Source organism: Gemella taiwanensis (assembly GCF_054054385.1).
In genome coordinates this window covers 284,846-300,039 of sequence record NZ_JBSMTL010000002.1, presented here as the reverse complement: position 1 = coordinate 300,039, position 15,194 = coordinate 284,846, and the positions used below count along the sequence as shown (strand labels likewise).

Annotated in this window: 14 protein-coding genes and 1 pseudogene; 9 read left to right on the top strand and 6 right to left on the bottom strand. The window is 31.4% G+C overall.

Features of this window, described 5'->3' with window-relative positions; genetic code table 11:
* Both ACWOA3_RS03465 and ACWOA3_RS03460 read left to right on the top strand, forming a co-directional pair.
* Window positions 1–1,822, top strand: a 1,822-nt coding sequence (locus ACWOA3_RS03465; protein WP_456884124.1) for a Rib/alpha-like domain-containing protein, incomplete at its 5' end; no start/stop codon positions are given.
* 231 nt (window positions 1,823–2,053) lie between these two features.
* Window positions 2,054–2,371, top strand: coding sequence for an acetyl-CoA carboxylase (locus tag ACWOA3_RS03460; protein WP_456884121.1), 318 nt, complete (start codon window positions 2,054–2,056; stop codon window positions 2,369–2,371).
* 81 nt (window positions 2,372–2,452) lie between these two features.
* Here ACWOA3_RS03460 and arsS read toward each other — a convergent pair whose 3' ends face one another.
* From arsS to ACWOA3_RS03445, 3 genes are all read right to left on the bottom strand, one after another.
* Window positions 2,453–3,397 (bottom strand): arsenosugar biosynthesis radical SAM (seleno)protein ArsS, encoded by a 945-nt coding sequence (gene arsS / locus ACWOA3_RS03455; protein WP_003145828.1) that lies wholly within the window; start codon window positions 3,395–3,397, stop codon window positions 2,453–2,455.
* Window positions 3,398–3,404: 7 nt separating this feature from the next.
* Window positions 3,405–3,743, bottom strand: a complete 339-nt coding sequence (locus tag ACWOA3_RS03450) for an arsenosugar biosynthesis-associated peroxidase-like protein (protein WP_003145829.1) — start codon at window positions 3,741–3,743, stop codon at window positions 3,405–3,407.
* 302 nt (window positions 3,744–4,045) lie between these two features.
* The gene (locus ACWOA3_RS03445) at window positions 4,046–4,729 is read right to left on the bottom strand and encodes a TIGR04283 family arsenosugar biosynthesis glycosyltransferase (protein WP_003145830.1); all 684 of its coding nucleotides are present in this window, start codon (window positions 4,727–4,729) and stop codon (window positions 4,046–4,048) included.
* 237 nt (window positions 4,730–4,966) lie between these two features.
* Between ACWOA3_RS03445 and ACWOA3_RS03440 the strand changes: the two genes are divergently transcribed.
* From ACWOA3_RS03440 to ACWOA3_RS03430, 3 genes are read left to right on the top strand one after another with little or no spacing between them, the layout of a single operon-like run.
* Complete coding sequence (locus ACWOA3_RS03440; protein WP_456884118.1) at window positions 4,967–5,356, top strand: GntR family transcriptional regulator; 390 nt, start codon at window positions 4,967–4,969, stop codon at window positions 5,354–5,356.
* Window positions 5,343–6,056, top strand: coding sequence for an ATP-binding cassette domain-containing protein (locus ACWOA3_RS03435; protein WP_456884116.1), 714 nt, complete (start codon window positions 5,343–5,345; stop codon window positions 6,054–6,056). Before ACWOA3_RS03440 ends, ACWOA3_RS03435 begins: the two co-directional genes overlap by 14 nt.
* Entirely contained in the window at window positions 6,049–6,855 is an 807-nt protein-coding gene (locus ACWOA3_RS03430; RefSeq protein WP_456884114.1) for a hypothetical protein, read from the top strand. Before ACWOA3_RS03435 ends, ACWOA3_RS03430 begins: the two co-directional genes overlap by 8 nt.
* Window positions 6,856–6,988: 133 nt before the next feature.
* Here ACWOA3_RS03430 and rplA read toward each other — a convergent pair whose 3' ends face one another.
* A complete protein-coding gene (gene rplA / locus ACWOA3_RS03425) occupies window positions 6,989–7,681 on the bottom strand; it encodes a 50S ribosomal protein L1 (protein ID WP_003145836.1) in 693 nt (230 codons plus the stop codon).
* Between the two features lie 13 nt (window positions 7,682–7,694).
* The gene (gene rplK / locus ACWOA3_RS03420; RefSeq protein WP_456884112.1) at window positions 7,695–8,120 is read right to left on the bottom strand and encodes a 50S ribosomal protein L11; all 426 of its coding nucleotides are present in this window, start codon (window positions 8,118–8,120) and stop codon (window positions 7,695–7,697) included.
* A gap of 481 nt (window positions 8,121–8,601) precedes the next feature.
* Between rplK and rny the strand changes: the two genes are divergently transcribed.
* From rny to ACWOA3_RS03405, 3 genes and pseudogenes are all read left to right on the top strand, one after another.
* A complete protein-coding gene (rny, locus tag ACWOA3_RS03415) occupies window positions 8,602–10,155 on the top strand; it encodes a ribonuclease Y (protein ID WP_003145838.1) in 1,554 nt (517 codons plus the stop codon).
* A 439-nt stretch (window positions 10,156–10,594) separates the two neighbouring features.
* Window positions 10,595–11,385: pseudogene (locus tag ACWOA3_RS03410) on the top strand (formate/nitrite transporter family protein).
* A 261-nt stretch (window positions 11,386–11,646) separates the two neighbouring features.
* On the top strand, window positions 11,647–12,432 hold the full coding sequence (locus ACWOA3_RS03405) for a formate/nitrite transporter family protein (RefSeq protein ID WP_003145840.1): 786 nt from the start codon (window positions 11,647–11,649) through the stop codon (window positions 12,430–12,432).
* Window positions 12,433–12,615: 183 nt separating this feature from the next.
* Here the strand turns inward: ACWOA3_RS03405 and ACWOA3_RS03400 are convergent, their stop codons facing one another.
* Window positions 12,616–13,701 carry a branched-chain amino acid aminotransferase gene (locus ACWOA3_RS03400; RefSeq protein ID WP_003145841.1) on the bottom strand — a complete coding sequence of 362 codons (1,086 nt, stop codon included), beginning with the start codon at window positions 13,699–13,701 and terminating at the stop codon, window positions 12,616–12,618.
* Window positions 13,702–13,995: 294 nt separating this feature from the next.
* On the opposite strand from ACWOA3_RS03400, the gene ACWOA3_RS03395 reads away from it, so the two are divergent.
* Window positions 13,996–15,174, top strand: coding sequence for an aminotransferase class I/II-fold pyridoxal phosphate-dependent enzyme (locus ACWOA3_RS03395; protein ID WP_442566432.1), 1,179 nt, complete (start codon window positions 13,996–13,998; stop codon window positions 15,172–15,174).
* The last annotated feature ends 20 nt before the right edge of the window (window positions 15,175–15,194 follow it).

Here is a 15,194-nt window from a genome sequence, read left to right as displayed (position 1 = left end):
AGGTAAGAAAGATCCGGTTAAAGTAACAGTAGAATTACCAAATGGAAAAGTAATTACAGTGGAAGTACCAGTAACAGTAACGCCAGTTAAGGAAATCGAAACACCAGTAACGAAAACTCCATTAACACCAGAGGATTATACAAAAGGAATTACAATTCCAGAAGGTGGAAAAGTAACGAATGTAGAAAACATCCCAGACTTAACAACACCAGGTAAGAAAGATCCGGTTAAAGTAACAGTAGAATTACCAAATGGAAAAGTAATTACAGTGGAAGTACCAGTAACAGTAACGCCAGTTAAGGAAATCGAAACACCAGTAACGAAAACTCCATTAACAAAAGAGGATTATACAAAAGGAATTACAATTCCAGAAGGTGGAAAAGTTACAAATGTTGAAAATCTACCAGACTTAACAACACCAGGCAAGAAAGATCCAGTTAAAGTAACAGTAACATTACCAAATGGTAAAACAATTACAGTAGAAGTACCAGTAAATGTAACACCAGTTAAGGAAATCGAAACACCAGTAACTAAGACACCATTAACACCAGAGGATTACACTAAAGGAATTAAGATTCCAGAAGGTGGAAAAGTAACGAATGTAGAAAACATCCCAGACTTAACAACACCAGGTAAGAAAGATCCGGTTAAAGTAACAGTAGAATTACCAAATGGTAAAACAATTACAGTAGAAGTACCAGTAAATGTAACACCAGTTAAGGAAATTGAAACACCAGTAACTAAGACACCATTAACACCAGAGGATTACACTAAAGGAATTAAGATTCCAGAAGGTGGAAAAGTAACGAATGTAGAAAACATCCCAGACTTAACTACACCAGGCAAGAAAGATCCAGTTAAAGTAACTGTAGAATTACCGAATGGAAAAGTAATTACAGTAGAAGTACCGATAACAGTGACACCAGTTAAGGAAATCGAAACACCAGTAACTAAGACACCATTAACACCAGAGGATTACACTAAAGGAATTAAGATTCCAGAAGGTGGAAAAGTAACGAATGTAGAAAACATTCCAGACTTAACAACACCAGGTAAGAAAGATCCAGTTAAAGTAACAGTAGAATTACCGAATGGAAAAGTAATCACTGTAGAAGTACCGGTAACAGTAACACCAATTAACGATATCGTTAAAAATATTGGAGATCCAATAACTAATGAAGACGTTGAGAAAAACGTTAAGATTCCAGAAGGTGGAAAAATTGTTTCTATCGGAGATAAACCAGGAACAGATACACCAGGTGTTAAACCAGTGGTTCCAGTAGTAATTGAATTACCAAATGGAAAACAAATTACAGTAGAAGTACCAGTAATTGTTAAACCTAAAGTTACTCCAGTAGTAGTAAAAGTAGGAACTCCAGTAACTGAAGAAGATGTTAAGAAACATGTAGACCTTCCAGAAGGATGGAAAGTTACTAAAGTTGGAGAAATTCCAACAACTGCAACACCAGGTGTTAAACCATCTGTAACTGTAGAAGTAGAATTACCTGATGGACGTAAAGTTACAGTAGAAGTACCAGTAACAGTAACACCTAAACATGTTGAACCATCAACACCAGCTGGACCAACAACTCCAGAACAACCACAAGGTGAAAATGGTAATAAACCACAACCTGAAACACCAGCTAAACCAGAAAAACCTTCTGGAAATACAAAACCAGAAGTACCGAAAGCTCCAGTAGCTAAAGCAGGTGAAAAAGTATTACCTAATACAGGTATCGCAGATAACAACTCTGCATTAGCAGGTTTAGGATTAGCAATCTTAGGATTAGCAGCGGCTGCAAGAAGACGCAAACAAAAATAAAAAAACTATTCTTAAAGTAATTTTACTTTGAAGTAGTAAATGAAGAAGCACTCTTGATGTAAATCAGGAGTGCTTTTTTGAAGGATCATACTGAAAAAAATAGTATCTTTGTCAAGGTTGAGGAATGGAAAAATTCCAACCCTGGGTTTTAATTTTAGAAACTTGAACATATCTATAGTATATTTATGTTTCATTCGATAAAATAATATTATTAAATTTGAGAGGTGTAAAATGTTAAAAAATATATTAGATAATGTTTTATCTTCAGGAAGTAATGGATCTGATGACAAAATTAAAGAATTATTAAATAGTATTATCGGTAGTAATCAAGTTCCATCTTTTGTTGGTGATATCTTAAATAAGGCACTTGAACAATTAAATCAAGGTCAAGGTGCAGGATTAGTGTCTCCAATGATAAATAAAGCACTGAAATCATATTCTAAAGACAATGCACTAACTCCAGATATGAATGAATTATTTAAACTTACAAGTAGCAATGGAATTAGTTATATTGCAGGTAATATTATAAATACATTAATAAAAAAATAGTATATAAAAAATAAGAAGCCAAAATTTATGGCTTCTTTTTGTATATAATTAGCATAACCTATGCTAGCAAGTCTCTCCACCTCAAGATGAACCAGCTCCTGCTGTACACCCGTAACAATGCATACCTGTAACAATTCTACGTACACCTGTATGATTATCTACAAGCTGACTCACATGGTTGATTTCTCCTGAGATTTTTAGTTTTTCAATATAATTAAAATCGCAATCATATAAAGATCCATCCGGACCAACAGAAATCATATTTCTACACATTAGACCTGGTAGTGTTGCAGGATTATATGCTTTATATAGTTTATTCATATAACCTTCGTAAAGATCTTCCCTATGAAGAAATTCAGAGAATCTACCGATAGGATTATTTGTTATTGCGAATAAGTTGTTAAAGACAATCTCAAAATTATCATATAGTTTTTTCTTATAAGTTTTTTCTAGTGCTTCTTGTTTAGGAGGTAAAAATGCTCCATTTGGATTATAAACTAGGTTTAATACTAAATCTTCTTCTTTACCATAACCTAATTCATTAAGTCTTCTCAGTACCTCTATTGACTTAGGAAAAACACCTTTACCACGTTGCTTAGCTACGACTTTTTCGTTATAGTAGGGTAATGAGGCTACTACTTGAACTTTTAAGTCACGATATAATTCTGGTATATCTCTATAAGCTGGAACGTCTAGGATAATAAGATTTGTTCTTACGATTACAGTTTTGGCATACTGTGAGATTTCTTTTAAAAACCATCTAAAGTTTGGGTTCATCTCAGGAGCGCCGCCTGTAATATCCATAGTTTTATATTTACCAACCTTAAATGCTTCGATTATTTGTTCAAAAGTTTCTCGAACCATGTTATTTTTTCTTGTAGGTCCACCATCAACGTGACAATGACTACATGTAATATTACATAAACTACCTACGTTAATTTGCATAACTTCTGGAAATTCTTCGGTTAGTAAATATTGTTTTTCCTCTACTTGATCAAAAAATTTGGGTATGTTTAATTCAGTCATAATAAATTTAGTTTGTTAATTTATCTGATAGTTCTTTACTTTGAAGACCGTGCACTAGGGTAATACCAGCTTTCATTGCAGCAGCAACATGAATAGCTTCTGCGATTTGATCTTGATCGCAGCCTTCTTCAAGACATGTACTAGTGTATGCATCGATGCAATAAGGGCATGCTTCAGCATGAGCTACAGCAAGTGCAATGAGAGCTTTCTCACGTGTTGTTAATTCTCCTTCAGCCATGACATTACCGTAGTAATTCATGAAGTTTTTCCAATACTCAGGTGCATCTTCACCAAATTTTCCTTCACCAAATTCTATTAAATGTTTCTTTTTAAAATATTCCGCCATATTTATTCTCTCCTCTAAAATTTGTATATAAATTAATTATAAGTTAGTTTCCATAAATAATCAATGAAATTGAACTATATATAATGTGTAAATAAATACATAATTTTAAACTAAAAACAAGAGCTACTTAAAAATCGGAATTCCAAAGAATTTGAATTTGTCGAATTAGCTCTCAAAGCTTATTAGATATCTAAGAAGCTCATATAAAGCGAACTTAGATATAAATAAATTATATTTCTATTAGTTTTCATGTAAGCTTTTATAGTATTTAGAAGATTTTTCTTAGAACTATATAAATTAAATTACCTCACATCTTTATACATTTTAGCTAGTTCTTCGACAGGAACACCACGTCGATACATTTTTTGGAATTTTTGCATTTGCCACATTGTTTTTACTGTATGATTTTTATATCTTCTTGTTGATGATGTGATAGGGGAGTCTATAACTGTAATTTTGTAACTTCGTGCACTTAAATCTTCAGAAAGTTTGTAGTCTTCCATTAAAGGCATATCTTTATACCCACCAATTTCTTCAAATACTTGTTTTTTTATGAATATAGCTTGATCTCCAAATGCTAGGTTAGTAATACTTGCACGCATATTAGAAACTAATGAATTAACCCACATAGGAAAACTATTTGGATAAAATCGAATCTTTAGACAACCGACTTCAGTAGGGCAAGTAAGTACTTTTTCAATAACATCTTTCTGAAGAACACTATCGCAATGTACAAACCATAATATGTCTCCTTTTGCGATTTTAGCTCCATAATTCATCTGATTTGCTCGTCCTTTTTTATCTGATAAGTGGTATGAATAACCGAAATAAGAGAGTTCATCTAATATTTCTTTTGTCTTATCTGTAGAACCACCATCAATGAAAAGTACTTCGTGTTCTTTAATATTATGCAAACAATATAGATTATAAACGAAATCACGTACTGTTCTTTCTTCGTTATAAATTGGCACAATAATAGTTATCATAAATACACTCCTAAAATAATAGTTAATACAATTATACCATGTAAAAAATTTTTTCCAAATAAAATATATGTTTAAATTACTTAGTTTAACTAACGTTTCATAAAAAATATAATTCAATAAAATATATATTGACAAATAAACTGTATCTATTGTATAATCACAGTAGATACAAAAACGTTTTATTATCTAATTGAATTATTTAAATTATATTAAAACAGATTAATTAGGAGGAGTATGATGGAAATAAAAATTTCTAATTTGTCATCTGTTCCGATATATCAGCAGGTGGCGACACAAATTAAAAGTAACATTCTAAATGGTAGCTTAAAAAATAATGATCAATTACCTTCTATTAGGAGTTTAGCTAAGGAGTTAGAAGTAGGCATAATAACCGTAAAAAAATCATATGAAGTATTACTTCAAGAAGAGCTAATATATTCAAAAGGCGCTGTTGGCTATTTCGTAAATGACATTGATTTAGATACTGTTTTAACTATAAAAAAAGAAGAGTACTTAGCCGAACTGAAGAGTATAATTGATAAGGCTATTAACGATGGACTTAATATAAATGATATTAGGGATATATTTAATAGTGTAATGGAGGAGAATAGTTATGATAAAAGTTAATAATTTATTGATTAATAAAGGAACATTTCAACTAGGTCCAATTGATTTGGAGCTAGAAAAAGGGTATGTTTATGCAATTACAGGTAACAGTGGAAGTGGTAAAACATTATTTCTTCAAACACTTTTAGGAGGTTTATCTTCAGAGAAAAATATGATTACTTACGATAATCTAAATTTTCATGAAAATGAAGTTGACATTAAATATCTTTACTCATATGTAGCTGATAAACCTTTGTTTTCAGATTCTTTACGAGTAGCTGAGGTGCTATATAAAATATATAAATTAGATGAAAGATTTAATTTAGAGAAATGTTTCGAATTTCTGAGTAAACATAAAGTATATCGTCATAAGAAAATTTATGAACTATCTCAAGGAGAGAGGAAAATACTATTATTTTCTATAGGATATTTTACAAAATCTAAACTATTAGTTTTAGACAATCCATTTTCTGGTGTTGGTTTAATAGCTAGAAAAGAAATGATAGCACTTCTTAGAGAATATATGGATGAAGATAAAACAATCATTATAGTAACCGAAGAACCATATGTAATACAAAACCTGGCCGACTATATTATTGTATTTGAAAATGGTCAAGTTACTAGTAAGGAAGATGTGGTAGAATTACAAGAACGATTTGAGACTAATGATATAGAGAGAATATTACTTTCACTATTGAAGGGAGAGAATGAAAATGATTAAACAACAATATGAAACAAAATTTGGAGCAATTTGGAATTTAATATCAAGTAGAAACTATAGTATGCCATTATTTTACAAAGGATTATATATATTATATTACTTTGTTACAATAACCACTATACTAGAATTATTATTTGACAAAACATATATAATATTAGCTCTGATTAGCTCATTAATTATAGTCATAAATGGAAGAAAATATGATGATCCTGAGCAACAGTTTATTGAATACCTTCCTATTTCATTTAATAATAAAGCAAGATACATTTATTATACTACATATATAAGTCTATTTGTAGGAGGACTGGTTGCATTTGGGTTAGATTTTCTGTATCGTAGAGCTAATCCAATTGAGTATATTTATGCTATAGTTGTAGTTATAGCTCTATCTAATTTAGCGATAATACAGATGATATATACTAAAAAATCACTTATATACTTTTTTTTAGGAGATATTTTAATTAATCAATTAATAGTAAGTATATTTAGATTTTCATTAATTGGAGTTTATAGCACATTTACAGGACCAAAATATGATATTGCACAATTTAATATTATAAAATTATTATTGTTAATAGTAATTACAATAGTTTATCACTTTGTGAGTGTAAATATTATAAGCAACAGTAAAAGGGATACTAAAGTAAGTAAAAAGGATAGAATAACACTTATATTAATTTTGGTGCTATTGTTAAGTTCAATTGGATATAAATTTTATAAAGATGCTAGTAAAGATTTTGTAGAAGGAGTAAAAGAAGCGTCTAAAGAAGGATTAGTCATAGGTTACAATAAGGAATAAAATAAAAAAATTTGAAAGAGGCTTAAAATACTGTATAGCAAGCCTCTTTTTTGTATAGAAGATAAAATCTAGTCAAAAGAGGGGATAAAAAAAGAAGACTTGGATAACCAAATCTTCTTTGTATTAATAATTCTTATTTGAATTCTGCAGTGTTAACGCGAACTCCAGGACCCATAGTTGTAGTTACAGCTACAGATTTGAAGTAAGTTCCTTTAGCAGCAGCTGGTTTAGCTTTAGCTAAAGCGTCTTGAACAGCGTTGAAGTTTTCAACTAAGTCTTCAGTTGAGAATGAAACTTTACCGATTGGAGTGTGAACAACACCAGCTTTTTCAGCACGGTATTCAACTTTACCAGCTTTGATTTCATTAACTGCTTTAGTAACGTCCATAGTTACAGTACCAGTTTTAGGGTTTGGCATTAATCCTTTAGGTCCTAATACACGACCGATTTTACCAACTTCTCCCATCATGTCTGGAGTAGCTACGATTACGTCAAAATCAAACCAACCTTGTTGGATTTTAGTGATGTATTCACCTTGTCCTACGTAGTCAGCTCCTGCTGCTTCAGCTTCTGCTGCTTTATCACCTTTAGCAAAAACTAAAACTTTTGCAGTTTTACCAGTTCCTTTAGGAAGAACTACTGCACCACGAACTTGTTGATCGTTTTTACGAGTGTCAACTCCTAAACGGAATGCAACTTCTACAGTTGCGTCAAATTTTACTGTACTTGTTTTTTTAGCTAATTCGATTGCTTCTACTACAGAGTATAGACTAGAAGAATCTACTAATTTAGCTGCTTCAAGATATTTTTTACCTTTTTTTGCCATTATAATTATCCTCCTATTCTCCTACTATGATACCCATACTTCTTGCAGTACCTTCGATCATACGTATAGCTGCTTCTACAGAAGCTGCGTTTAAGTCAGCCATTTTAAGTTCAGCGATTTCTTGAACTTGAGCTTTTGAAACTGTAGCAACTTTGTCACGGTTAGGTACAGAAGATGCTTTTTCAATTTTAGCTGCTTTTTTAAGTAATACTGGTGCAGGTGGTGTTTTAGTAATGAAAGTAAATGAACGGTCTTCATATACTGAGATTACTACTGGAATGATTAATCCTGCTTGGTCTTGCGTACGAGCATTGAATTCTTTACAGAATCCCATGATGTTTACACCAGCTTGACCTAACGCTGGACCAACTGGTGGAGCTGGGTTAGCTTTACCTGCTGGTACTTGTAATTTAACAACTTTTATAACTTTTTTAGCCACGATAAAACCTCCTATATATTTTTCGTGATGTGGTCATTTGAACGACTTGAAATTTTTCGTTCTCCCACTCAATCAAGTTTTGTATTTTTACATACTTGATTATAATACCATAGCAAATATGGAATTGCAAGTATTTTATTGAGTTTTTTAAAAAAAAATTCAATTTTTATAATCTAGAGCAAAAATATTTCTACTTAGTTATTGAGTAGATAGTAAAATAATACAACTAAGTCAAAATTTAATCAAGTGATTTCTATAAAATAATTAAAGAAAATTCGGAACAAATTAAGTAAGTAATTAAGTTGTAATATAGAAGAAAAAGATTATAGTAACTAGATTTTCCCTAAGTGAACTATTGACTTTTTACTATAGGTAGTGTAGAATTGTAGTTATGGTATGTGATAGATTGCCAGAGTTTAAAATTCTGACAAAAGTACAATATCATAATAAAAAAATTTTCAAAATAGAAAGAGGTTGCAAAATGATTTATGGAATAATCAGTATTGCAGCTTTACTTGTTGGACTTTTATTTGGATATATTATTTCAAAAAATTCTATTCAAAAGAGATTAGAATTATCTAAGCAAGATGCCGAACATATTATTGGTGAGGCAAGAAAAGAAGCTAGATATATAGTAGAAAAAGAAACTACAATAGCTAAAAAAGAAGCTGAAGAGATAATCAATATTGCTAATAAAGAAGCAGAATTTAAAAAACAAGATATTCAAAGACAAGAAGATAGAATCGTTCAAAAGGAATCTTCATTAGAACGTCAAACAGAACTTCTGAATAAAAAAGATGAACTGTTAAGTTCAAGAGAGATGAAATTGGAAGAAAAATCTCAGCTTCTTGAAGAGAAAAGTAGTGAGGTTAATCAACTTAAAATTCAACAAGAAACAGAGTTGCAAAGAATTGCAAACTTAACAGAAGAACAAGCTCGTGAAGAGATTATGGCCGCAGTTGAAACTGATATGGCTAAAGACATGGCAATATATATTAGAAATAAAGAACTAGAGGCGAAAAGCGTTGCCGATAAACGTGCAAAAGAACTTATTGTTCAATCGTTACAACGTTTTGCAACAGATGTAGTTAGTGAAACTACTGTATCAGTTGTTGATCTTCCAAGTGATGATATGAAAGGTCGTATTATAGGACGTGAAGGAAGAAATATTCGTACTTTAGAAACATTGACTGGAGTAGATTTAATTATTGACGATACTCCAGAAGCAGTTATCCTTTCTGGATATGATCCTATCCGTCGTGAAATTGCAAAAACAGCGATTAAATCACTTATCGATGATGGTCGTATTCATCCTTCAAAAATTGAGGAAGCTGTTGACAAAGCACGTAAAAACATTGATCAAGTTATTAGAGATGCTGGGGAACAAGCTACATTTGATCTTGGAATCCACAACATGCATCCAGATTTAGTTAAGATCGTAGGTAAGTTAAAATATAGAACAAGTTATGGTCAAAATGGACTACAACACTCTATGGAAGTAGCGTATATCGCTGGACTTATCGCGGCTGAGTTAGACTTAGATGTTGCTACAGCTCGTCGTGCAGGTTTACTACACGATATCGGTAAAGCGCTTGATCATGAAGTAGAAGGTTCACACGTTGAAATTGGTGTAGCATTAGCTCTTAAATATAAAGAGAATGCGATTGTTGTTAATGCAATTGCTTCGCACCATGGTGATACAGAACCAACAAACCCTATTTCTGTCATTGTTGCCACAGCGGATGCACTTTCTGCATCACGTCCAGGAGCTCGAAGAGAGTCATTAGAAAACTATATTAAACGTCTACAAAAACTTGAAGAAATCGCAAATGAACATAAAGGTGTTGAAAAAACATTTGCTATTCAAGCAGGTCGTGAGATTCGAGTAATCGTAAATCCTGAAGAAGTAGATGATACAAAAACTTACAAAATTGCCAAAGAAGTTAAAAATAAAATCGAAGAAACGATGCAATACCCAGGAAACATTAAAGTTAATGTTATTCGTGAGGTTAGAGCGGTTAAGCTTGCAAGATAATAAATTAAGCGATTGGAATTGTCCAATCGCTTTTTTGTATATAGATTTTGAATATTTACTTCTTTAACATCATATAAAAATTATAATTAATTTTCTATGGTGTTAATAAGATAAATCTAAAACAATTTAAAAGAAGTTAACTTGATATTAGGTTGATATCTATTATATATACTAGTTCGAAACCTTATAATTAAAAAATAATAAATATGAATCTTTAAAAATATAAAAATGTATATCTATATTTATGGGATGAATATAGATATGTAATACAGTGAAATTCAGTCGAATAGTTAATGAAGTAGACAAAATGATATTTAGTTAATAATTTTTGATATATATTAAAATATAAATATATAACAAGGTGCTGTTGATACTGTGTTTGTTAATAAAATTTTGTTGTTGTATAATATCTATAGAATATTATAAGGAGACAAAAGTTATGTCAGAATATATACATACAAAGGCTTATTTAGAGCCTAATGAATTATATGAATACACTAGTAAAAAAGGTGTGGCTAAAGCTTCGGGAAGCTTAAAGTATATGTTGAGTTTAGGTTTCTTAGGGGGGCTTTTATCGCAGTAGGCTATCTTGCTTATTTAAAAGTTGCAGGATCTATCCCACATGAGTTTGGAGGATTAGGTGTATTATTAGGTGCAGCTGTCTTTCCAATTGGTTTGATATGTATATTAGTAGGTGGTGGAGAATTAATAACAAGTAATATGATGGCAGTTACATTAGCATTTTTTAATAAAAAAGTTAGTCTAGGAATGCTGGTGAAAAATTTTATTATTATAACCTTAGCAAATTTAGTAGGCGCTATTTTCGTAGCGTATTTTTTAGGACATGTGACGGGACTTACTGAAGGGGCGACATTTGCGAAAACAATAGCTACTGCTGAGTCAAAAGTTAACGCGACACTTTGGCAAGGTCTGTTTTCAGGTGTCGGGTGTAACTTGCTAGTAGGTATGGGGGCATGGTTATCATTCTGTGCTAAAGATGTAAGTGGAAAAATAATTGGGACGTGGTTTCCAATTATGACATTCGTAGCCGTTGGGTTTCAACACGTTGTAGCCAATATGTTTGTTATCCCAGCAGCAATGTTTGGTGGCGCTAATATTACACTATTACAGTTTTTTAATAATATGTGTGTAATTTTTTTAGGGAATTTTTTAGGTGGAGCACTACTAGTTGCTGGTTTATATACAATAGCTTATAAAAATAATAATTAAAAATTATAATTTAATATAACCATTGGGAAACGTTTTATTTCTAGTGGTTATATTTTTTACTTTATATTGAAAGTAGTAATATATTTGTTTAGTTATGCGAGATAAGTTTCAACTAAGTTTATTAATTTGTACAGATTTTAATAAAATCTGTATTAAAACAGGGGTTGAAAAAATGTCATTGTTATTGTATAATCTTTATTGTAGATATAGAAAAGGTTGTATCTATGTAATTATTATAAATTTTTTAAGGAGAGTGTTATTATGACAAACACTGTAGAATCTAAAGTATTTTTAGAGCCACAAGAAACTTACGAGTTAACTTGTAAAAAAGGTGTTGCTAAAGCGACTGCAAGCCTTAAATACATGTTAAGTTTAGGATTCTTAGGTGGTGCATTCATCGGGGTAGGTTTCTTAGCTTTACTTCGTGTATCAGGATCAATTCCTAAAGAATTCGGAGGAATTGGTGCATTATTAGGGGCATCTGTTTTCCCAATCGGACTTATTTGTATTTTAGTAGGTGGTGGAGAGTTAGTTACAGGTAATATGATGGCTGTAACTGTTGCATGGTTTAATAAGAAAATTAGTTTTAAACTATTAGCTAAAAACATGGTTGTTATTTCATTTGCAAACCTTGTAGGTTCATTAGTTATTGCTTATTTCTTAGGACATTTAACTGGTTTAACTGGTGGGGCTATTGCAGCTAAAACTATTTCAGCTGGTGAATCAAAAGTATACTTAACATTCTGGCAAGTATTCTTCTCAGCTGTAGGTTGTAACTGGTTAGTAGGTATGGCAGTATGGTTAAACTTCGCTGCTAAAGATGTAGGTAGTAAAATGTTTGGTGTATGGTTCCCAATTATGACATTCGTTGCTATTGGATTCCAACACTTGGTTGCGAACATGTTCGCAATCCCAGCTGCTATGTTTGAAGGTGCAAATATCTCTGTTTTACAATTTATCCAAAACATGGGAACAGTATTCTTAGGAAACTTTGTTGGAGCTGTTACTTTAGTTTCTGCTCTATACACATTTGCTTACAAAAAATAAGTTTATAAAAGTCGATAAAATATAATTTACATTAATAATATTAGCAAATAAAAATAAAGATGAAGTTGGTGTTATACTATACTTCATCTTTTTATTGTATTACATATTATTTGTACTTTGGATAAATAACAACAAGATAAAAAAGATTCCAAATTGTTTAACTTGGAATCTTTTATTTTTATATTATTCTTCTACTTTAACAACCCATCCGAATTTGTCTTCAACTTTACCAAGTTGGATACCAGTTAGTAGGTTGTAGATTTTTTGAGTCCATTCTCCTGGTTTATCATCTTTGATAAGTTCTAATTTCTTAGTACCATCGAATAATTCACCAACAGGAGCGATTACTGCAGCAGTACCACATAAGAATACTTCTTCAAGTTTTCCATTGTCATATGCTTCGTAAACTTCTTCAAGAGATAATTTTCTTTCTTCTACTTTTTCACCTAATGATTTAAGTAATTCTAATACTGATGCACGAGTGATACCTGGAAGGATTGAACCGTTTAATTCAGGTGTAACGAATGTTCCATCAATTTTGAAGAAGATATTCATTGCTCCTCCTTCTTCGATGTATTTTTGTTCTACTCCATCAAGCCATAGAGATTGAGAGTAACCAAGTTCTTGAGCTTTCTTTTGACCTTTAAGAGATCCAGCATAGTTACCTGCAGTTTTAGCGAATCCGAATCCACCACGTACAGCACGTACATATTCGTGTTCTACAAAGATTTTATTAGGTTGAAGACCAGCTTTGAAGTAGCTTCCTGATGGAGATAAGATGATTATAAACTTAACTTCATGGTTAGGGTGTACTCCAAGTGCTTCTTCAGAACCATATAAGAATGGTCTAACGTATAGTGAAGTACCTTCAGATTTTGGAATCCAGTCTTTATCGATAGAGATTAATTTTTTAAGAGCTGCTAATGCGAACTCTTCATCTAATTGTGGTAAAGCTATACGGTCCGATGATTTATTTAAACGTCTAAAGTTTTGTTCTGGACGGAATAAAACAGCTTCTCCATTTGCGTTATATGCTTTCATTCCTTCGAAAACACTTTGTCCGTAGTGTAATACGTTTAATGCAGGTGATACTGGGATAGGTCCATAAGGTACGATACGTGGATCATACCAACCTTTGTCAGATGACCAATCCATAACGAACATGTGATCAGTGAATACTGAACCGAATCCTAATTTATCATCTGGTGTTTTTTCCTTTGGATTTTTAGTAAGTTCTACTCTTATATCATTTACTGTTAGTTTTGTCATAATAATATTTCTCCTTTTATAAACAATTAATTTTTTAAATATGTTAAAGTTATTATAATACTAATCAAAGTTTTTTTCAATACTTTTCTTTAAATTTTCTGAAATTTTAATCAAAATATCCGAAATTAGATGTTGAAAATTTTCTGAAAAATGCTATAAAATTATATGTAAACATTGATTGAAATTTTATTCTATATTACTAATATGAATTCTATTTTTACTAAAAATATGATACAATATTAGTAGTATTACATTAACAATGTATCTAATATAATAAGGAAGGAAGATAAATTTATGGAAATTAAAAAATCATTAGAAAATAAGTTCAACACGTCACTTGCAAACCTTACAGGTTCACCGATAAGAGAGTTTGATAGATATGCTTCTTCTATAGAAGGAATTATCAAATTAACTTTGGGAGAGCCAGATTTTGACACTGCAGAAGAAGTTAAAGAAGCTGCTAAACGCGCTTTAGATAATAATAGAACACACTATTCAGTAAATAATGGTATTGCTGAGTTACGTACAGCATGGGCTGCGAATTTAGAGAAAAGATATAACTTAAATTATAGCCCTGATGAAATTATCGTAACAATAGGGGCATCGGCTGCGATAGAACACACAATTTCTGCTGTTACTAACGAGGGAGATACTATCTTAGTAGTAACACCATACTTCTCAGCTTATGAGGGAGTTGGTATTTTAAATAAATGTAATATCAAATTTATAGATACAGTTGACAATGGATTTAAAGTTCTTCCTAGCGATTTAGAAAAAGCTTTAGAAGAAAATAAAGATGCAAAAGCAATATTAATTAACTATCCAAATAACCCAAGTGGTGTTACATATACAAGAGAAGAAGTTAAAGCTATTGCTGATGTATTAGGAAAATATGATATTTTTGTAATTAGTGATGAAATATATGGGGATATTACATATAATTACAAACACACATCATTAGCGGAATTTATTCCGGAACAAACTGTTCTTATTAGTGGATTATCTAAATCTCATGCTATGACAGGATGGCGTGTAGGATTCATCGCAGCTCCATTAGCGATGATTAGAAAAATTGGAGTATTCCACTTATTTACAGTTTCTGGTGCAGCTACATTTATTCAAGACGCAGCGGTAGTAGCACTTAATGATGAAAATGTGGATAAATACAATAGACATATGATTGAGACATATAGAGAAAGAAAAGATTATATGGTTCCAAAACTACGTGAATTAGGATTTGAAATTCCTGAAATCGATGGAGCGTTTTATATCTTTGCTAAAATTCCAGCTAAGTACCGTGATTTAGGTGCTATGGAGTTCTGTAAAATATTAGCGAAAGAAGCTCGTGTTGGAGTTATTCCGGGAACAGCTTTTGGTAGCGCATATAATGACTTCTTTAGAATTAGTTATGCAACAAGCATCGAGAATATTAAAGAAGCAGTTGAAAGAATTTCTCAATTTATGAATAAATAATATAGTAGAAAGGTTATTCG